This is a genomic window from Pseudomonas subflava, assembly GCF_023823685.1.
In the GTDB taxonomy this organism is placed as follows: domain Bacteria; phylum Pseudomonadota; class Gammaproteobacteria; order Pseudomonadales; family Pseudomonadaceae; genus Aquipseudomonas; species Aquipseudomonas subflava.
Map to the genome: position 1 here is coordinate 23193 of NZ_JAMXBF010000018.1, position 19830 is coordinate 43022.

The following is a 19830-nucleotide window of genomic DNA, read 5'->3' on the forward strand; positions in this document are numbered from 1 at the left end:
ACAGGGGGGCGATGGCACGGCGGTCAGCGCACCGGCGGTGCGTACTGCAGACCACCCTTGTTCCACAGGGCGTTGAGGCCACGCTCGATCTTCAGCTCGCTGCCAGCACCGACGTTGCGATCGAAGATTTCGCCGTAGTTGCCGACCTGCTTGATGATCTTCACCGCCCAGTCTTTCGGCAGCTTCAGATCCTTGCCGAAGTCACCCTCGGCGCCCAGCAGACGGGCGACGTCCGGGTTCTTGGTGGACTTGGCCATCTCTTCGACGTTGGCGGAGGTGATGCCCAGTTCCTCGGCGTTCAGCTGAGCGAGCAGGGACCAGCGCACGATGTCGAACCACTCCTCGTCACCCTGACGCACGGCCGGGCCGAGGGGCTCCTTGGAGATCACTTCCGGCAGGACCACGTAGTCGTCCGGCGCGGCCAGCTTGATGCGCTGGGCGTAGAGCTGGGACTGGTCGGAGGTCAGCACGTCGCAACGGCCGGACTCCAGGGACTTGGCGCTCTCGTCGGAGGTGTCGTAGGTGATGGGGGTGTACTTCAGGCCGTTGGCGCGGAAGTAGTCGGCCAGGTTCAGCTCGGTGGTGGTACCGGCCTGGATGCACACGGTGGCGCCGTCCAGTTCCTTGGCGCTGGAAACGCCGAGCTTCTTGTTCACCAGGAAGCCCTGACCGTCGTAGTAGGTCACGCCGGTGAAGTTCAGGCCCATCGCCGCATCGCGGGAGCTGGTCCAGGTGGTGTTGCGCGACAGCATGTCGACTTCGCCGGATTGCAGCGCGGTGAAGCGCTCCTTGGCGGTCAGCGGGCTGTACTTGACCTTGGAAGCATCGCCGAATACGGCGGCAGCCACGGCCCGGCACACGTCCACGTCGATCCCCAGGTAGTTACCCTTGGCGTCGGCGTAGGAGAAACCGGGCAAGCCGTCGCTGATACCGCATTGCACGAAGCCTTTCTTCTTCACCGCATCCAGGGTCGCACCGGCCTGAGCGAAACCGCTCACACCGAGAACCGCAGCCGTGGTCAGTACTGCCAGGGTGGATTTCACCATCTTCATCAAAACCTCCAAGTGTTCTTGTTTGGTCGGGTCTCGGTCCTGCCGCCGTACCCTTGTGAGGCACGTTCGATCCCGCCACCATGGCAGGATCAACCGGGGTGCGAACCTGAAAGGAGTCTAGTTGCCGTTCCGCAGAGCGGCGAACGACCCTTTCATTTCCGTAGGTCTTACAGAAAGGAGACGAGCAGATCGTCCGGCTTTCCGCAGCGGAGCGGCCCCCGCCGGACAGGACCAGTACAGCAAGGGCCGTACCAGTTTCACGACCGAGCCCGATTGACGACCGGTCAATAGGTAAAGTTCTAGTAGTGCGACATCTTGTTAAGTGATCCGCCATCGCCGAACAGAGGCGCCGCACCAAACCCGACAAAGCGCACCAAAAAGAGGCATTCATGCAACAACCCTTAGTAGTGGAGCCCTCCCAGCCGGCCGACTCCTGCGTCATCTGGTTACACGGTTTGGGGGCCGATCGTTACGACTTCGAGCCGGTGGCGCAGATGCTCCAGCGCAAACTGCCGGGCACCCGCTTCGTCCTGCCGCAGGCGCCGACCCAAGCGGTGACCATCAACGGCGGCTGGGCCATGCCGAGCTGGTACGACATCCTCGCCATGAGCCCTGCACGGGCGATCGACAAGGACCAGATGGAGGCCTCGGCGCAGACGGTGATCGGCCTGATCGAGGCGCAGCGCGACGGCGGCATCGATCCGGCGCGGATCATCCTGGCCGGCTTCTCCCAGGGCGGCGCGGTGGTGTTTCACACCGCATTCCTGCGCTGGCAGGGTCCGCTGGGCGGACTGCTGGCCCTGTCGACCTACGCGCCGACCTTCGGCGAGCCGCTGCAACTGGACGACGCCCGCAAATCCCTGCCGGTCCTCTGCCTGCATGGCAGCCAGGACGACGTGGTGCCGTCCTTCATGGGTCGCGCCGCGCACGATGCGCTGGCGAGCCAGGGCGTGCCGGTGGACTGGCGCGAATATCCCATGGCCCATGAGGTGGTCGCGGAGGAAATCGACGACATCGCCGCATGGTTGCTGCAACGCCTGCGTGGCTGACGCTGTCATAAAGCGATCGAGACGCCGACCGGGCACGCCGCACGGCGATGGCAAACGCCCGTCCTGTGACGTCGTGCGCAGGCCCGTCCAGCCCTTGCGACCGCTGGTCGGGCGTCTCCGGACCGAGGATTGCACCGGTCACGAGGGCGGACATATGTTCGCCGTTTGGTGTTTCGCCCTAACGACAGGGAGTGTTAAGCGATGCCCCTTATCCACCGCCAGACAGGTCATTCGTTCTCGCAATGAAAAACGCCCACTGGCAGCAAGATATCCAGCAGATCAGCCGGCTGCGCCTGTTCCAGAACATCGCCGCCAGCAGCCTGCAGCTGTTGCTGCAGGAATTTCGCGCCTGCGAGCTGGAGGCCAGCGAGATCCTGCTCTCGCCCTTCAACCGCAACCAGCACCTCTACCTCTTGCTCGAGGGTGAGCTGAAGGTCTATCTCGGCTCCCTCGACAACCAGCCGGTCATCACCCTGCGGCCGGGCGACTGCGCCGGCGAGATCAGTTTCATCGACAACGATCGCCCCTCGGCCTATGTGGTCGCCACCGAGCCATCGCTGGTCCTGCGCCTGCACCGCGAGTCGCTGATCAAGCTGTTCAACCAGTCGCCGGAAATGATGCAGAACCTGCTGAGGCTGCTCTGCGACCGGGTGCGCCAGGGCAACCGGCTGATTCTCGACAGCGAACAGAACGCCAACGTCGACATCCTCACCGGCTGCTTCAACCGCCGCTGGCTGGAGCACGTGTACGAACGCGAGAGCACCCGCTGCGCCTTCAACGGCCAGCCGCTGAGCATGCTCATGCTCGATGTCGACCACTTCAAGGCCTACAACGACCAGCACGGCCACCTGGCCGGCGACTATGCCCTGTGTTTGGTGGCCCACACCCTGCGCAACCAGCTGCGCCCCAAGGACAGTCTGGTGCGTTACGGCGGCGAGGAGTTCGTCATCCTCCTGCCGGAACTGGACGCGGCCGAGGCACGCACCATCGGTGAGCGCCTGCGCCAGAGCCTGGAGCAGATCGGCTCCTTCTATTCGCCGGTGGGCATCCTGCCGGGCGTCACGGTCTCCCTCGGCATGGCGCAGATGCAGGACCGGGACGGCCTGGAAAGCCTGATCGCCCGCGCCGACGCCGCGCTGTACAAGGCCAAGCAGCAAGGCCGCAACCGCCTGTTCGGCTGATCGGGCCGTCACGCCAAAGCGGCCGGCGAAGCCGCCATCGCATCGCCGCTTCCGCCGCCGCTTGTTAGAGTCGCCGCATAACAACAACGAACGGATGCCGTCATGCGCAAGCTGCTGCTCGCCCTGCTGATTCTCGTGCCACTGGCCGCGGGAGTCTTCTTCACCCTTCCCACCCTGCTCGACCGGCAGATGAACAGCGTGGCCAACCCGGCACCCTACCCGGCCAGCGACAAGGCCGAGCAGCTGCACCAGCGCCTGTTCGTCGCCGACCTGCATGACGATGCCCTGCTCTGGCAGCGCGACCTGCTGCAGCGCCACGACTACGGCCATTCAGACCTGCCGCGCCTGCTCGAGGGCCGCGTCGGCCTGCAGGTGTTCTCCACCGTGACCAAGACGCCGCGCGGCATCAACTACGAGAGCAACGGCGCCGACAGCGACAACATCACGCTGCTGGCCATGGCCCAGCGCTGGCCGCGGGCGACCTGGGGCAGCCTGCTCGAACGTGCCCTGTACCAGGCCGACAAGCTCAAGCAGGCCGCGGCCGCCGGCGAAGGCCGCCTGGTGCTGATCCGCAACCGCGGCGAGCTGGCGAGCTTTCTGGAAGACTGGCGGCGCGATCCGCAACGCCTGGCCACGGTCCTCGCCACCGAGGGCCTGCAGCCCATCGAGGGCAAGCTGGAAAACGTCGATCGCCTGTACGACGCGGGCTTCCGCATCGCCGGCCTGACGCACTTCTTCGACAACGAGGTGGGCGGCTCGGCCCACGGTCTGGACAAGGGCGGGCTGACGCCGCTGGGCCGCCAGGTGATCACTCGACTTGAAGGGAAACGCATGCTGGTCGACCTAGCCCATGCCTCCAAGCCACTGATCGACGACGTACTGGCGATGGCCAAACGCCCGGTGCTGGTTTCCCACACGGGCGTGGCCGGCACCTGCGCCGGCCCGCGCAACCTCAGCGACGACCATCTGCAGCGCATCGCCGCCACCGGCGGGGTGATCGGCATCGGCTACTGGGACGCCGCCGTCTGCGACACCTCGGTCGGTGCCATCGTCCGCGCCATCCGCTATGCCGTGGACAAGGTCGGCGTCGCCCACGTGGCCCTGGGCTCGGACTTCAACGGCACGGTGCACGCTCCGTTCGATACCACCGGCCTTGCGCAGATCACCGAGGGCCTGCAGCGCGCCGGCTTCGACGAGGCGCAGATCGCCGCGATCATGGGCGGCAACGTGCGCGACCTGCTGCTGGCCAACCTGCCCGATTGACCGCACGCAACCCGCGCGGCACTTCGCCGCGCGGGCTTCTTGCTTTACACTGGCCGGCGTTCATTCCTTGACCAGAACGAGACCGGCCGTGCTCAAAGCACTCAAGAAGATCTTCACCAAGGGCGAAGCCGAGCAGCCCGCCAACAGCACCACCGTCGCCCCCTCCCCCAGCGCTCCCGCGCAGAGTGGCCAGCGCAGCGCGCCGGTGAAAACGGCCGCCGAAGACACGTCGCCACGCGAGAAGAAGCCGCGCACCGACAAGCCGCGCCGCGAGCGCCCGGCCAAGCCGGTGGATACCTGGAAACTGGAAGACTTCGTGGTCGAGCCCGCCGACGGCAAGACCCGCTTCCACGACTTCCGCCTGGCCCCCGAGCTGATGCACGCCATCCACGACCTCGGCTTCCCCTACTGCACACCGATCCAGGCCCAGGTCCTCGGCCACACCCTCAAGGGCAAGGACGCCATCGGCCGCGCCCAGACCGGTACCGGCAAGACCGCCGCCTTCCTCATCTCGACCATCACCCAGCTGCTGCAGACCCAGGTGCCGAAAGAGCGCTACATGGGCGAGCCGCGTGCGCTGATCATCGCGCCAACCCGTGAGCTGGTAGTGCAGATCGCCAAGGACGCCGAGGCCCTGACCAAGTACACCGGCCTCAACGTCATGCAGTTCGTCGGTGGCATGGACTTCGACAAGCAGCTCAAGCAGCTCGAATCACGCTACTGCGACATCCTGGTCGCCACCCCCGGCCGCCTGCTGGACTTCAACCAGCGCGGCGAGGTGCACCTGGACATGGTCGAGGTGATGGTGCTGGACGAAGCCGACCGCATGCTCGACATGGGCTTCATCCCGCAGGTACGCCAGATCATCCGCCAGACCCCGATGAAGGGCGACCGCCAGACCCTGCTGTTCTCCGCGACCTTCACCGAAGACGTGATGAACCTGGCGCGGCAGTGGACGGTGAACCCGGCCATTGTCGAGATCGAGCCGGAAAACGTCGCCAGCGACACCGTCGAGCAGCACGTCTACGCCGTCTCCAGCCAGGACAAGTACAAGCTGCTGTACAACCTGGTGACGCAGAACGACTGGCAGCGCGTGATGGTGTTCGCCAACCGTCGCGACGAGGTACGCCGCATCGAGGAGAAGCTGATCCGCGACGGCGTCAGCGCCGCGCAGATGTCCGGCGACGTGCCGCAGCACAAGCGGATCAAGACCCTGGAAGGCTTCCGCGAGGGCAAGATCCGCGTGATGGTCGCCACCGACGTGGCCGGCCGCGGCATCCACGTCGACGGCATCAGCCACGTGATCAACTTCACCCTGCCGGAAGTGCCGGACGACTACGTGCACCGCATCGGCCGTACCGGCCGTGCCGGCGCCAGCGGCACCTCGATCAGCTTCGCCGGCGAGGACGACGCCTTCGCCCTGCCGCCGATCGAAGAGCTGCTGGGCCGCAAGATCACCTGCGAGATGCCGCCGGAAGAGCTGCTCAAGCCGGTGCCGCGCAAGCACTGATCGGCAGCGATAAAAAAGCCCGCTCGACGCGGGCTTTTTTGTGCGCGCAGATCTAACGCGACTGCACCAGGCTGAGCACCTCGGCGCTCGGCTGCGGGCGCTGCGCCAGGAAACGCGTGCAGCTGACGCGCAGGAACGAGGCGAAGTTGACCACCTCGCCCCGGTAGTCCATGACCTCCTCGTACAGCTTGGTGATCAGCTGGTTGGTGGTCATGCCGTCGACCTCGGCGATCTCGCGCAGGATGTCCCAGAACTGATTTTCTAAACGCAGGGTGGTGACCACCCCGCGGATGCGCAGCGAGCGCGAGCGCGACTCGTAGAGGATCGGATCGGCCTTCACGTAAAGCTCACACATCGCCTGCTCCCGAATCTGCTGCGCGTCGCCACTGCGTTGAGAAGTGGCTCGGGCTGCTCATCTACGCTCCGCGCCCTCGCCCCTTCTCGCCTTGCCTGGCGCTCGCTCGCGAGATTCTCTTTTGTCTATTTAGCCCAGTACCTTCAGGAACGCCGCCAGCCAGGCCGGATGCGCCGGCCACGCCGGGGCGGTGACCAGGTTGCCGTCGACGTGCACGCCATCCATTGGCACCTCCACGTACTCGCCACCGGCCAGGCGCACTTCCGGCGCGCACGCCGGGTAGGCACTGCAACCGCGGCCCTTGAGCACATCGGCGGCGGCCAGCAGCTGGGCGCCGTGGCATACGGCGGCGATCGGCTTGTCGGCCTTGGCGAAGGCCTGCACCAGGGCGATCACCTCGGCATTCAGCCGCAGGTATTCGGGGGCACGGCCGCCGGGAATCAGCAGGCCGTCATAGGCGCTTTCGGAGGCCTTGGCGAAATCGAAGTTGAGGGCGAAGTTGTGCCCCGGCTTCTCGCTGTAGGTCTGGTCGCCCTCGAAGTCGTGGATCGCGGTACGTACGGTCTGCCCGGCGCTCTTGCCGGGGCACACTGCATGTACGGTATGGCCGACCATCTGCAGCGCCTGGAATGGCACCATGGTCTCGTAGTCTTCGACGTAGTCGCCGACCAGCATCAGGATCTTCTTCGCCGCCATGACAATGACCTCCTCTGGGTGAATGTGGTGCCAGTCTGCGCCGCCTCACCCAATCCAGGGTAACAGCTGGCTACTACACGGGGACGCTACAAATCCCTCAAACACCCTGGAATATAAGCCAGCCCCCGGAACGGCGCCGGAAGGAGGGAACCCTTCGCGAAGCGTAGGGCCGGGTGCCGGGATGCGCTTTCTTTTGCTTACTTTTCTTTGCGCCGGGCTGCGATCCGCAAACAAAGAAAAGTGAGTGGGCGAAACCAGACGTGTCCGACCGCTCGGTAATCGGCCAGGCACCGCATCCCCGGATCATCCAGGCTACGGACCGGCACAACGGTGCGCACAGCGCACCCTACGAAGCACATGCCGCCCAACAACAAAAAGCCCCGCACAGGGCGGGGCTTCGGTCACGGCCGGCAGATCAGAGCGGCTTGCCGCGGTTGCCATGGGCGGCGACGAACTGCTGCACGGCCTTCAGGTCGTTGGCCAGCACGGTGCAGCGCTCCTCGCGCTGGAAAAGGTCGGTCAGGTGCGCCGGCAGCGCCGGGCTCTGGCCGACGCCGGCCTTCTCCACCGCTTCGGGGAACTTGACCGGGTGCGCGGTACCCAGGGTGACCATGGGCACGGCCAGGCTGCGGCGGCACTCACGCGCGGCGCGCACGCCGATGGCGGTGTGTGGGTCGAGCAGCTCGCCACAGGTCTTGTACACCTCGGCGATGGTCTCGCAGGTCTGCTCGTCGTTGACAGCCAGGGAGTCGAACAGCTTGCGCGCCTCGGTCCAGCGATCGTCTTCGACGCTGAAGCCGCCACCCTGCTTGAAGGTGTCCATCAGACCGGCGATGGCGGCGCCATTGCGACCGTGCAGGTCGAACAGCAAGCGCTCGAAGTTGGACGAGACCATGATGTCCATGGACGGCGACAGGGTCGGGTGCAGGTCGCCCTTGACGTACTGGTTGCCGCTCATGAAGCGGTGCAGGATGTCATTGCGGTTGGTCGCCACGATCAGCTGGCTGATCGGCAGCCCCATGTTGCGCGCCAGGTAACCGGCGAAGATGTCGCCGAAGTTGCCGGTCGGCACCGAGAAGGTCACGGAACGCGCCGGGCCGCCCAGCTGCAGGGCCGCGTGGAAGTAGTAGACGATCTGGGCCATGATCCGCGCCCAGTTGATCGAGTTGACCGCGACCAGGCGGGTGCCCTTGAGGAAGCCCTGATCGGCGAAGCTGGCCTTGACCATCTCCTGGCAGTCGTCGAAGTTGCCTTCGATGGCGATGTTGTGGATGTTCTCGCCGAGGATGGTAGTCATCTGCCGGCGCTGCACCTCGGACACACGGTTGTGCGGGTGCATGATGAAGATGTCGACGTGCTCGCAGGCCTTGCAGCCCTCGATGGCGGCCGAGCCGGTGTCGCCGGAGGTGGCGCCCATGATCACCACGCGCTCGCCACGCTTGCTCAGCACGTGGTCGAGCAGGCGCCCCAGCAGCTGCAGGGCGAAGTCCTTGAAGGCCAGGGTCGGGCCGTGGAACAGCTCGAGCACCCACTCGTTGCCGTCGAGCTGGCGCAGCGGCGCCACGGCGCTGTGGGCGAACACGCCGTAGGTCGCCTCGAGGATCTTCTTGAAATCGGCGTCGGCGATGCTGCCGGCGACGAAGGGGCGCATCACGCGGAAGGCCAGCTCGTGGTACGGCAGGCCGGCCCAGGAGGCGATCTCCTCCTGAGTGAAGCGCGGCAGATTTTCCGGCACATACAGGCCGCCGTCGCTGGCCAGGCCGGCGAGCAGGACGTCTTCGAAATTGAGGGCCGGGGCCTGGCCGCGGGTGCTGATATAACGCATGACTCTTCTACCTCAGACCAGTTGCTCGACGCGGATGCGCACGACTTTGCCGACCACGTCGGCCAGCCCCTCGAGGGCGGCGATGGCGTCGTCGATGCGGCTCTCCACCACGCGGTGGGTGACCAGGATCATCGGAACCAGGCCGTCGTGCTCCTCGACCTCCTTCTGCATGATCGACTCGATGTTGATGCCGCGCTCCGACAGGATGCTCGCCACCTGGGCCAGTACGCCCGGATGGTCCTTGGCCTGGATGCGCAGGTAGTAGGCGCTCTCGCACTCGCCGATCGGCAGGATCGGGTGGTCGGACAGCGCATCCGGCTGGAAGGCCAGGTGCGGCACGCGGTTTTCCGGGTCGGTGGTCAGGGCGCGGACCACGTCGACCAGGTCGGCCACCACCGAGGACGCGGTCGGCTCCATGCCGGCACCGGCGCCGTAGAACAGGGTGCTGCCGGCGGCATCGCCATTGACCATCACCGCGTTCATCACGCCGTTGACGTTGGCGATCAGGCGGTCGGCCGGGATCAGCGTCGGGTGTACGCGCAGCTCGATACCGGCCTCGGTGCGACGGGCCACGCCGAGGTGCTTGATGCGATAGCCCAGGGCCTCGGCGTAGTTGACGTCGGCGCTGGTCAGCTTGCTGATGCCCTCGGTGTAGGCCTTGTCGAACTGCAGCGGGATGCCGAAGGCAATGGACGCGAGGATGGTCAGCTTGTGGGCGGCGTCGATGCCTTCCACGTCGAAGGTCGGATCGGCCTCGGCGTAGCCCAGGGCCTGGGCTTCCTTCAGCACGTCGGCGAAGGCACGGCCTTTCTCGCGCATCTCGGTGAGGATGAAGTTGCCGGTGCCGTTGATGATGCCGGCCAGCCAGTTGATGCGGTTGGCGGCCAGACCCTCGCGGATCGCCTTGATCACCGGGATGCCACCGGCCACGGCGGCCTCGAAGGCGACGATGACGCCCTTCTCGCGGGCCTTGGCGAAGATCTCGTTGCCGTGCACGGCGATCAGCGCCTTGTTGGCGGTGACCACGTGCTTACCGTTCTCGATGGCCTTGAGCACCAGCTCGTGGGCCAGGGTATAGCCACCGATCAGCTCGATGACCACGTCGATGTCCGGGTTGTTGGCCACGTCGAAAATGTCGGCGGTGATGGGGGTGGCACCGGTTTCACACTTCGGGTTGGGGCGACGGGCGGCAATCTGCGCGACTTCGATTCCACGCCCGGCACGGCGGGCAATCTCCTCGGCGTTGCGTTTGAGTACGTTGAAGGTACCGCCACCGACGGTGCCCAGCCCACAGATGCCCACTTTCACCGGTTTCACGTTGTTTTCCCCATCTGCTACACGAAACGGCCGGGGCAAGCCCCGGCCGCACAAAAGAGCCGCACTTTACGAAGCGCCAGTACTCCAGGTCAATCGACCCGGCGGCCGAATCACTTGGCCTGCAGGGCGATTTCCGCGAGCTGCGGCGCGGGCTGGTAGCCCGGGATCAGCTCGCCGTTGCCGAGGACAATGGCCGGGGTGCCGTTGACGCCGATCATCTGGCCCAGTTCGTACTGCTTGGCGACCGGATTGGCGCAGCTGGCCGACGGCAGGTCCTCGCGGGCCTTGGCCTTGTTCATGGCCTCCTGACGGTCCTTGGCGCACCAGACGCTGACCAGGCTGTTGTAGCCGTGGCTGCCCAGGCCCTGGCGCGGGAACGCCACGTAGCGCACTTCGATGCCGCGGCGGTTGAGCTCCGGCACCTCGCTGTGCAGCTTCTGGCAGTAGCCGCAGTCGGTGTCGGTGAATACGGTGATGTGCGCCTTGGCCGGCTCCTTGGGCGAGAACACCACCATGTCGCTGGCCGGAATGCCGTTGATTTCCTTGGCCACGCCCTTGCTCTCGGCCTGACGGGTCAGGTTGAGGGCCTCGTCACCCTTCATCTGGTACAGGTTGCCCTGCATCAGGAACTGGCCGTCAGCGCTGGCGTAGAGCAGGCGGCCACCCTTGAGGTGCACCTGATAGAGACCGGTCATCGGGCTTTCGGCGATGGCCTCGATGGGCATGTCGGGTTGCAGCTTGGTCAGGGTGGCGCGGATGGCCTGATCGGGATCGGCGGCCAGAGCAACGGAAGCGGCGAGACCCAGAACGGCGCCGCCCAGCAGACGAATAACGGACATGGAATGCTCCTGTGACAGTGGCCCAAGCCTACCACAGCCGCTCTGCGCCGCCGACCGCGGACGCCGGGCGGGAACGGGAGGCGGATGAGCTGCGTGAAGCAATCGCTCGACGATGCCTCGCTGCATGGCGCCGGCCTCTGCTTTCACAACCTCGGCGCTGACCGCGTTCGCCTTTGCGACGCGAGCGGCGAAAGCGCTTCGCGTAGACGCCCCCTGTCGCAACACCGTGGCGCTGCCATACCCCGGCCCCGCCAGCCATGGCGGGGCGTTCGCCTTTGCGACGCGAGCGGCGAAAGTGCTTCGCGTAGACGTCCCTGTCGCAACACCACGGCGCTGCCACACCCCGGCCCCGCCATCCATGGCGGGGCGTTCGCCTTTGCGACGCGAGCGGCGAAAGTGCTTCGCGTAGACGTCCCTGTCGCAACACCACGGCGCTGCCACACCCCGGCCCCGCCATCCATGGCGGGGCGTTCGCCTTTGCGACGCGAGCGGCGAAAGTGCTTCGCGTAGACGTCCCTGTCGCAACACCACGGCGCTGCCACACCCCGGCCCCGCCATCCATGGCGGGGCGTTCGCCTTTGCGACGCGCGCGGCGAATGTGCTTCGTGTAGACGTCCCTGTCGCAACTCCGCGGCGCTGCCACACCCCGGCCCCGCCAGCCCTGGCGGGGCGTTCGCCTTTGCGACGCGCGCGGCGAATGTGCTTCGTGTAGACGTCCCTGTCGCAACTCCGCGGCGCTGCCACACCCCGGCCCCGCCATCCATGGCGGGGCGTTCGCCTTTGCGACGCAGTGCGTCGCAAGAGGCTCACCCCCTCGGGTGGTGCTGGGCGTAGAGTTCCTGCAGCCGTGCGCGGGCGATGTGGGTATAGATCTGGGTAGTGGAAAGATCGCTGTGGCCCAGCAGCATCTGCACCACCCGCAGGTCGGCGCCGTGGTTGAGCAGGTGGGTGGCGAAGGCGTGGCGCAGCGTGTGCGGCGACAGGGGTTTGTCGATACAGGCCACCCGGGCCTGGTGCTTGATGCGGTGCCAGAAGGTCTGCCGGGTCATCTGCTCGCCGCGCAGGCTGGGAAACAGCACGTCGCTGGGCTTGCCGGAGAGCAGCAGCGAGCGGGCCTCGCGCAGGTAGCGCTCGACCCAGGCGATGGCCTCTTCGCCCAGCGGCACCAGGCGCTCCTTGCTGCCCTTGCCGAACACCCGCAGCACGCCCTGGCGCAGGTTGACCTGCTCCAGCGTCAGCGACACCAGCTCGGTGACGCGCAGACCGCAGGCGTAGAGCACCTCGAGCATGGCACGGTCGCGCAGGCCGATGGGATCGTCCAGGTCCGGCGCCGCCAGCAGGGCCTCGACGTCCGCCTCGGACAGCGACTTGGGCAGCGGCCGGCCGATTTGCGGCAGCTCGATCAGCAGCGTCGGGTCCTCGGCGATCAGCCCATCGCGCAACAGGTAGCGGTAGAAGCCCCGCATGCCCGAGAGCAGGCGCGCGGTGGAACGCGCCTTGTAGCCCTGCTCCAGGCGCCAGCCGAGATGGTCGAGAATGCTGTCGCGCCCGGCATGCTGCAGGTCGCCGCCGCGCTCCTGCAGCCAGGCGTGGAAGTGGCCGAGGTCGCTGCGATAGGCGGCACGGGTATGGGGCGACAGGCCCTTCTCCAGCCACAGGGCGTCGAGAAAGCGATCGATCAGCGGGTGGTCCAGAACGGGCATGGTGCGGCTGTATTTCCAACGGGGCGGCGCGGTAGTCTTCCATAGCCCCGCGCCGCAGTGCCAGCCGGCGGCGTTCAGACAAGGAGTCTCCATGAGCGAAACCCAGATTCTGCTAGGCCTCGGTGGCGTCGGCCTGGCCTCCCTGGCCAGCCAGTGGCTGGCCTGGCGCCTGCGCCTGCCGGCCATCCTGTTCCTGCTGCTCTGCGGCATCCTGGCCGGGCCGGTGCTCGGCTGGCTCGATCCTTCGGAGATCTTCGGCCCGCTGCTGCTTCCGCTGGTCTCGCTGTCGGTCGCGCTGATCCTGTTCGAGGGCAGCCTGACCCTGCACCTGTCCGAGTGGCGCGAGATCGGCAGCGTGGTGAAGCGCATGGTGACCCTCGGCGCGCTGGCCACCTGGGCGGTGATCGCCGTGGCCACGCACTACCTGCTGGATTTTTCCTGGGACCTGGCGCTGCTGTTCGGCACCCTGACCCTCGTCACCGGGCCGACGGTGATCGCGCCGATGCTGCGGGTCGTGCGGCCGCGCGCCTCGGTGGGCAACATCCTGCGCTGGGAAGGCATCGTCATCGACCCCATCGGCGCGCTGCTGGCGGTGGTGGTATACAGCTTCATCGCCAGCCGCAGCGGCGGCGAGCCCTGGAGCGAGAGCCTGACCACCTTCGCCGCGGTGATCGCCTGCGGCTCGGCCTTTGGCGCCGCCGGCGGCTGGCTGTTCGGCCAGGTGCTGCGCCATCGCTGGCTGCCCGAGTACCTGGAGAACCTCGCCGCACTGGCCGCCGTGCTGGGCATCTTCATCGCCGCCAACCTGCTGGTGCACGAGTCGGGGCTGCTGGCCGTGACGGTGATGGGCATGTGGCTGGCCAACATGCGCGGCGTGGACGTCCGGCACATCCTGCACTTCAAGGAAAACCTCAGCGTATTGCTGATCTCCGGGCTGTTCATCCTGCTCGCCGCACGCCTGGACCTGGCCGCCCTTCTGGCACTGGGCCCCGCCACGCTGCTCCTGCTGGCGGTGATCCAGTTCATCGCCCGCCCGCTGAACATCGCCCTCTGCACGGCCGGCTCCGACCTCGGCTGGCGCGAACGCGCCCTGCTCGCCTGGATCGCCCCGCGGGGCATCGTCGCCGCGGCGGTCTCGGCGATATTCGCCGAACGCCTGCAACAGCATGGCTACGAGCAGGCCCACCTGCTGGTACCGCTGACCTTCCTGGTGATCATCGGCACCGTGGTGCTGCAGAGCGCCACGGCGCGCCCGCTGGCCCGCCTGCTCAAGGTAGCCGAGCCCGCCGCCCGGGGTTTCCTGATCGTCGGCGCCAATCCGGTGGCCCGCGCCATTGGCCGCGCCCTGAAACAGCAGGGCAGCCATGTGCTGCTCACCGACTCCAGCTGGGAAAACATCGCCGCCGCGCGCATGGACGGGCTGCCCACCTACTTCGGCAATCCCGCATCGCAGCATGCGGACGCTCACCTGGATCTCACCGGCATCGGCCAGTTGCTGGCCCTGTCACCTTCCAGCGAGCAGAACAACCTGGCCTGCTCGCGCTTCCGTCCGGACTTCGGCAAGCAGCATCTGTACAGCCTGACCAACTCCCGCGAGCTGCGCCTGAGCGAGAAGCACCGGGTCAGCGACGAGCATCGCGGCCGCAGCTTCGGCTTTCCGGCCCAGAGCTACGGACGGCTGGCCGGCCTGCTCGCCCGCGGCGGCGAGATGCGCAGCACCACCCTGACAGAGACCTTCGGCTGGCAGGAGTACCAGGCTCTGCATGGTGAGCGCGCCACGTTGCTGCTGGCCTTCGACCCGCGCGGCTGGGTGCAGGTGGCCGGTGACCCGCTGTCGTTCGTGCCGGCACCCGGCTGGACGCTGCTGGCCCTGATCGAACCCGCGGAGGTCTGACGAGCCACCGCGGGCCTCGGCTCAGGCGAAGTCCGGCAGGACCGGCACCGGCTTCTTGTCCTCGTCGATGGCGACGAAGCTGAACACGCCGCCGATCGCCTTCTCGCGGCCGCCGCAGTACATGCCCTCGACATAGACCTCCACCTCGACCTTGAGGCTGGTGTTACCGACGGAAATGACACGGCCGATCAGCTCGACGATGGAGCCGGCCGGAATGGCGTGTTTGAAGTCGATGCGGTCGCTGGACACGGTGACCAGCGGCAGGCGGCAGAAGCGCGTGGCGGCGATGAAGGACACTTCGTCCATCCAGGCCAGCGCAGTGCCGCCGAACAGGGTGTTGTGGTGATTGGTGCTGGGCGGAAACACCGCCTTTGTCACGCGCGTCTCCGACAGTTCGGTACGGCGCTGGATCTCTAGCTCTCTCGCGGTCATGCCACTACTGCTCTCAAGAGGGTGGCTGCCTCGTCGCGAACTTGTGCTTGTTATGGACGCTCAGGGCAGTGGATGAAGACCCGCCGGTCGCACGGGCCCAGAAACGAAAAAAGCAGCCCGGAGGCTGCTTCTTTCAGGTCGGAAAACCGTCCTATCAGGACAGTTTTTCCTTGATGCGAGCTGCCTTGCCGGACAGGTCGCGGAGGTAGTACAGCTTGGCCTTGCGCACGTCGCCGCGGCGCTTGACGCTCACGCTGTCGATCAGCGGGGAGTAGGTCTGGAAGGTACGCTCGACGCCTACGCCGCTGGAGATCTTGCGCACGGTGAAGGCGCTGTTCAGACCGCGGTTACGCTTGGCGATGACGACGCCTTCGAAGGCCTGCAGACGGGAACGGTCGCCTTCCTTTACCTTCACCTGAACGATGACGGTGTCACCCGGGGCGAAGGCCGGGATTTCTTTGTTCATCTGCTCGGCTTCGAGCTGCTGAATGATCTTGTTGGTCATGCTGTGCTCCTAAGACAAACCTGAGTTTGCCATCGATACGTTAACTATCGTCCCGCTGGCGGATGTATTCCTCCAGCAGCTTCTTCTCTTCTCCAGAAAGCGAGCGGCTATCCAGAAGATCGGCTCGACGTTCCCAGGTCCGCCCGAGGGCTTGCTGCAGACGCCAGCGCCGGATGTGTTCGTGGTTGCCGCTGAGCAGCACGTCCGGAACACGCTTGCCCTCGTACACCTCGGGTCGGGTGTAGTGCGGGCAATCGAGGAGGCCGTCGCTGAACGAGTCCTCCTCGGCGGAATCTGCATGCCCGAGCGCACCCGGAAGCAGCCGCGTAACAGCATCGATCAGCACCATCGCCGGAAGCTCACCGCCGGAGAGGACGTAATCGCCGATCGACCATTCCTCATCGACATGCGCCTGAATGAAGCGCTCGTCGATGCCTTCGTAGCGGCCGGCGATGAGAATCAGCGCCTGCTCGCTAGCCAGTTCACGAACCCCCTGCTGATCCAGCTGGCGGCCCTGCGGCGAAAGGTAAACCACCTTCGCCGACTCCCCGGCGGCGGCCCTGGCCGCGGCTAGAGCACCCTCCAGGGGCTTTATCTTCATCACCATGCCGGGGCCGCCGCCGAAGGGGCGATCATCCACCGTCTGGTGACGGTCATCGGTGAAATCGCGGAGCTGGTGGCAGTTCAACTGCAACAGGCCCTGCTTCACCGCGCGACTGGTAATGCCGTACTGACTGATGGCGGCGAACATCTCCGGGAAGATGCTGATGACTTCGACACGCACGGCGCGGACCTCAGAAGTCCGCGTCCCAGTCCACCCGCATCTCGCCGGCGACCAGGTCGATGTGCTGCACGCACTGCTCGGTGTACGGCAGCAGGCGCTCGCGATCATCCAGGCTGCCCGGACAGGGCTTGACCACCATCACGTCGTTGGAGCCGGTTTCCAGCAGGTGATCGAGGCGCCCGAGCAGTTGCCCTTGCAGGTCGATCACCTTCAGTCCTTCCAGCTGATGCCAGTAGAACTCGCCTTCATCCAGGTCGGGCAGCAGTGCACGGGGTACGCATATGTCGAAACCCGCGTAGGTACGTGCCACCTCGCGGTCATCGAGCCCCTTGAGCTTGGCCACCAGGACTTTGCCCTGGAGGCGACCGCTGACCAGCTCCACCTGCTTGACCTCGCCCTCGCGCCTGAGCGTCCAAGGGCTGTAGTCGAGCAGGTTGTCAATCGGGTCGGTGAAGGAATAGATCTTCACTTCCCCACGCACGCCGTGCACCGAAGTGATCTTGCCGAGGACGATCAGGTCCTCAGCGGACGGCGTAGCGTTCATATTGCTTAGGCAGCAGCCTTGGCAGCTTCCTTCAGCAGCTGAGCAACGCGCTCAGACGGCTGGGCGCCCTGGCTCAGCCAGTAGGTGGCGCGCTCCTGGTTCACGGAGAGCTTCACTTCGGCACCGGTGGCGACCGGGTTGAAGAAACCGATGCGCTCGACGAAGCGACCATCGCGCGCGTTGCGGCTGTTGGTCACGGTCAGGTGGTAGAAGGGGCGCTTCTTGGAGCCGCCACGAGCAAGACGGATGGTTACCATTGAACTTCGTTCCTGTAATCGGTGCTAACTTAAAGGCACACACTTTGATGGGCCTAGGCCCGAAAGGCCGCATATTCTAAGGATTATCCGGCTATTTGCAAATCTCTTTTTCGGCCACCTATCGGCCACGGGCTCACAACTTCGGCAGCCCGCCCGGCATCATGCCGCCGAGGCCGCGCATCATCTTGGCCATGCCGCCCTTGGCGGTGAATTTCTTCATCATCTTCTGCATCTGCTTGTGCTGCTTGATCAAGCGGCCGACGTCCTGAACCTGCGTGCCGGAACCGAGGGCGATGCGACGCTTGCGCGAGCCGCTGATCAGCTCCGGATCGCGACGCTCGGCCGGCGTCATGGAGTCGATGATCGCCTCCATCTGCTTGAACTGCTTCTCCGCGGTGCCCTGGGCTCCCGCCATCTGCGACAAGTTGACCCCGCCGATGGCCGGCAGCTTGTCCATCAGGCCACCGAGGCCGCCCATGTTCTTCATCTGCTGCAGCTGATCGCGGAAGTCTTCGAGATCGAAGCCCTTGCCCTTCTTCAGCTTCTTGGTGAGTTTCTCGGCCTTCTCGCGGTCAAGCGTCTGTTCGGCCTGCTCGATCAGGCTGAGCACGTCGCCCATGCCAAGGATGCGCGAAGCGATGCGGTCCGGGTGGAAGGGCTCGAGCGCCTCGCTCTTCTCGCCCATACCGATGAACTTGATCGGCTTGCCGGTGATCTGCCGCACCGACAGCGCGGCGCCGCCACGGGCATCGCCGTCGACCTTGGTCAGCACCACGCCGGTCAGCGGCAGCGCGTCGCCGAAGGCCTTGGCGGTGTTGGCGGCGTCCTGACCGGTCATGGCGTCGACCACGAACAGCGTCTCGGCCGGCTTGATCGCGGCATGCACGGCCTGGATCTCGGCCATCATCTCTTCGTCGATGGCCAGGCGGCCGGCGGTATCGACGATGACCACGTCGATGAACTTGAGCTTGGCGTCGGCGATCGCCGCCTGGGCGATGGCCACCGGCTTCTGGCTGATGTCCGAGGGGAAGAAGGTTACGCCGATGTCGCTGGCCAGGGTCTCCAGCTGCTTGATCGCCGCGGGGCGATAGACGTCCGCAGACACCACCATCACAGACTTCTTCTTGCGCTCCTTGAGGAAGCGCGCCAGCTTGCCGGCGGTGGTGGTCTTACCGGCGCCCTGCAGGCCGGCCATCAGCACCACGGCAGGCGGGGCGACGGAAAGCGCGAGATCCTCGTTGGCCGCGCCCATCAGCTCTTCCAGCTCGGCACGGACGATCTTCACGAAGGCCTGGCCCGGGGTCAGGCTCTTCGACACCTCGGTGCCGACCGCACGCTCCTTGACCTTGTTGACGAAGTCCTTGACCACCGGCAGGGCGACGTCGGCCTCGAGCAGGGCCATGCGCACTTCGCGCAGGGTGTCCTTGATGTTGTCCTCGGTCAGCTTGGCCTTGCCGGTGACATGGCGCAGCGTCTGTGACAGGCGGTCGGTTAGGTTCTCGAACATGCGCGATCCTTTGAACGGGGTGCTTGCGGCAAGCCGCGGAGTATAACGAACTGCCAGGTCGGCCGACACCGCCGGCGGTCTTTCGTGAAATGCGTCTTGTATGCCACACTCTCGGCCTTTCGGGCCCAGCCATACACGGATTTATGCACCCTCTGCTGCCCAGTCTCACCGCCGCCAGCCTGTACGCCGGCGCCACCCTCTACCAGGGATTGCGCTTCGGCCGCCGCCAGGCACCGGACATGCGCCTGCTAGGCCTGCTCGGCGTGCTCGCCCTGCTCGCTCACGCGATCAGCCTGGGCATGCAGCTGCTGCCGGGCACCGGCCTGAATCTGGACTTCTTCAATGCCTCCAGCCTGATCGCCTGCGCCGTGATCGCCCTGATCCTGATTGGCACCACGCGCATCCCGGTGCAGAACCTGCTGCTGCCGCTGTTCCCGCTCGGCGCGCTGACCGTATTACTGGCCCAGTTCGCCCCACCGGGCACCAGCCAGCCGATCGACGAGGCACCGGGCATCCTCGCCCACATCCTGCTGTCGATCCTGGCCTACGGCCTGCTGACCATCGCCATGTTCCAGGCCCTGCTGCTGTCGCTGCAGGACCGCCAGCTCAAGCACAAGCACCCGTCCGGACTGATCCGCAACTTCCCGCCGCTGCAGACCATGGAAAGCTTGCTGTTCGGCTTCCTCTGGGCCGGCTGGCTGCTGCTGTCGCTATCGCTGCTGTCCGGCTGGCTGTTCTTCGAGGACCTGTTCGCCCAGCACCTGGTGCACAAGACCGTGTTGTCATGCATCGCCTGGGTGGTGTTCGCCGTCCTGCTGGCCGGCCGCCACCAGCTCGGCTGGCGCGGCCACAAGGCGATCCGCTGGACGCTGGCCGGCTTCTGCCTGCTGATGCTGGCCTACTTCGGCAGCAAGCTGGTCCGCGAATTCATCCTGCACGTCTGATACCGGCATGAACCTCGCCCCCTACGAGTGGTGGCTCGGCACGGCAATCCTGCTGGCCGGGGCCCTGCTTCTGCTGCGCGAACGCGACCTGCTGCCGCTGCGCCGCACCACCCGCAAGGACCGCGCCGCCGGTGCGCCGCGCCACGAACGCCGGCGCATGCCGCGCAGCGAGT

General features: G+C 66.0%; 19 protein-coding genes. 6 read left to right on the forward strand and 13 right to left on the reverse strand.

The window, feature by feature from the left end; genetic code table 11:
* Positions 1-23: 23 nt before the first annotated feature.
* A complete protein-coding gene (locus NF616_RS20555) occupies positions 24-1052 on the reverse strand; it encodes an amino acid ABC transporter substrate-binding protein (protein WP_252275634.1) in 1029 nt (342 codons plus the stop codon).
* 389 nt (positions 1053-1441) lie between these two features.
* Here NF616_RS20555 and NF616_RS20560 point away from each other — a divergent pair, with 389 nt between their 5' ends.
* The 4 genes from NF616_RS20560 (at position 1442) to rhlB (ending at position 6055) form a co-directional block, all read left to right on the forward strand.
* The gene (locus NF616_RS20560) at positions 1442-2101 is read left to right on the forward strand and encodes an alpha/beta hydrolase (RefSeq protein ID WP_252275635.1); all 660 of its coding nucleotides are present in this window, start codon (positions 1442-1444) and stop codon (positions 2099-2101) included.
* Positions 2102-2343: 242 nt separating this feature from the next.
* The gene (locus NF616_RS20565; protein WP_252275636.1) at positions 2344-3282 is read left to right on the forward strand and encodes a GGDEF domain-containing protein; all 939 of its coding nucleotides are present in this window, start codon (positions 2344-2346) and stop codon (positions 3280-3282) included.
* A 102-nt stretch (positions 3283-3384) separates the two neighbouring features.
* Positions 3385-4545 carry a dipeptidase gene (locus NF616_RS20570; protein WP_252275637.1) on the forward strand — a complete coding sequence of 387 codons (1161 nt, stop codon included), beginning with the start codon at positions 3385-3387 and terminating at the stop codon, positions 4543-4545.
* Positions 4546-4633: 88 nt separating this feature from the next.
* A complete protein-coding gene (rhlB, locus tag NF616_RS20575) occupies positions 4634-6055 on the forward strand; it encodes an ATP-dependent RNA helicase RhlB (RefSeq protein WP_252275638.1) in 1422 nt (473 codons plus the stop codon).
* A gap of 52 nt (positions 6056-6107) precedes the next feature.
* On the opposite strand, the gene NF616_RS20580 is transcribed toward rhlB, so the two are convergent.
* The 6 genes from NF616_RS20580 to xerD form a co-directional block, all read right to left on the reverse strand.
* Entirely contained in the window at positions 6108-6410 is a 303-nt protein-coding gene (locus NF616_RS20580; RefSeq protein ID WP_043308632.1) for a ribbon-helix-helix domain-containing protein, read from the reverse strand.
* 129 nt (positions 6411-6539) lie between these two features.
* The gene (locus NF616_RS20585) at positions 6540-7106 is read right to left on the reverse strand and encodes a DJ-1/PfpI family protein (RefSeq protein WP_252275639.1); all 567 of its coding nucleotides are present in this window, start codon (positions 7104-7106) and stop codon (positions 6540-6542) included.
* A 415-nt stretch (positions 7107-7521) separates the two neighbouring features.
* Entirely contained in the window at positions 7522-8931 is a 1410-nt protein-coding gene (gene thrC / locus NF616_RS20590; protein ID WP_252275640.1) for a threonine synthase, read from the reverse strand.
* Positions 8932-8943: 12 nt separating this feature from the next.
* Positions 8944-10248 carry a homoserine dehydrogenase gene (locus tag NF616_RS20595; RefSeq protein ID WP_252275641.1) on the reverse strand — a complete coding sequence of 435 codons (1305 nt, stop codon included), beginning with the start codon at positions 10246-10248 and terminating at the stop codon, positions 8944-8946.
* Positions 10249-10358: 110 nt separating this feature from the next.
* Complete coding sequence (locus NF616_RS20600) at positions 10359-11087, reverse strand: thioredoxin fold domain-containing protein (RefSeq protein WP_252275642.1); 729 nt, start codon at positions 11085-11087, stop codon at positions 10359-10361.
* An 806-nt stretch (positions 11088-11893) separates the two neighbouring features.
* Entirely contained in the window at positions 11894-12790 is an 897-nt protein-coding gene (gene xerD / locus NF616_RS20605) for a site-specific tyrosine recombinase XerD (RefSeq protein WP_252275643.1), read from the reverse strand.
* Positions 12791-12881: 91 nt separating this feature from the next.
* Between xerD and NF616_RS20610 the strand changes: the two genes are divergently transcribed.
* Entirely contained in the window at positions 12882-14684 is a 1803-nt protein-coding gene (locus NF616_RS20610; protein WP_252275644.1) for a cation:proton antiporter, read from the forward strand.
* A 21-nt stretch (positions 14685-14705) separates the two neighbouring features.
* Here the strand turns inward: NF616_RS20610 and NF616_RS20615 are convergent, their stop codons facing one another.
* The 6 genes from NF616_RS20615 to ffh all read right to left on the reverse strand — a co-directional run bounded on the left by NF616_RS20615 (position 14706) and on the right by ffh (position 18713).
* Positions 14706-15116, reverse strand: a complete 411-nt coding sequence (locus tag NF616_RS20615) for an acyl-CoA thioesterase (protein ID WP_252275645.1) — start codon at positions 15114-15116, stop codon at positions 14706-14708.
* Between the two features lie 154 nt (positions 15117-15270).
* Complete coding sequence (gene rplS, locus NF616_RS20620; protein ID WP_252275646.1) at positions 15271-15621, reverse strand: 50S ribosomal protein L19; 351 nt, start codon at positions 15619-15621, stop codon at positions 15271-15273.
* Positions 15622-15661: 40 nt separating this feature from the next.
* Entirely contained in the window at positions 15662-16405 is a 744-nt protein-coding gene (trmD, locus tag NF616_RS20625) for a tRNA (guanosine(37)-N1)-methyltransferase TrmD (protein ID WP_350493503.1), read from the reverse strand.
* A gap of 10 nt (positions 16406-16415) precedes the next feature.
* Positions 16416-16949 carry a ribosome maturation factor RimM gene (rimM, locus tag NF616_RS20630; RefSeq protein ID WP_252275647.1) on the reverse strand — a complete coding sequence of 178 codons (534 nt, stop codon included), beginning with the start codon at positions 16947-16949 and terminating at the stop codon, positions 16416-16418.
* A gap of 5 nt (positions 16950-16954) precedes the next feature.
* Positions 16955-17206: a 30S ribosomal protein S16 gene (gene rpsP, locus NF616_RS20635; RefSeq protein WP_021700306.1), complete on the reverse strand. Its 252-nt coding sequence runs from the start codon at positions 17204-17206 to the stop codon at positions 16955-16957.
* Positions 17207-17339: 133 nt separating this feature from the next.
* A complete protein-coding gene (ffh, locus tag NF616_RS20640) occupies positions 17340-18713 on the reverse strand; it encodes a signal recognition particle protein (RefSeq protein ID WP_252275648.1) in 1374 nt (457 codons plus the stop codon).
* A 143-nt stretch (positions 18714-18856) separates the two neighbouring features.
* Here ffh and NF616_RS20645 point away from each other — a divergent pair, with 143 nt between their 5' ends.
* Positions 18857-19657, forward strand: a complete 801-nt coding sequence (locus NF616_RS20645; protein WP_252275649.1) for a cytochrome C assembly family protein — start codon at positions 18857-18859, stop codon at positions 19655-19657.
* Positions 19658-19830 lie beyond the last annotated feature (173 nt).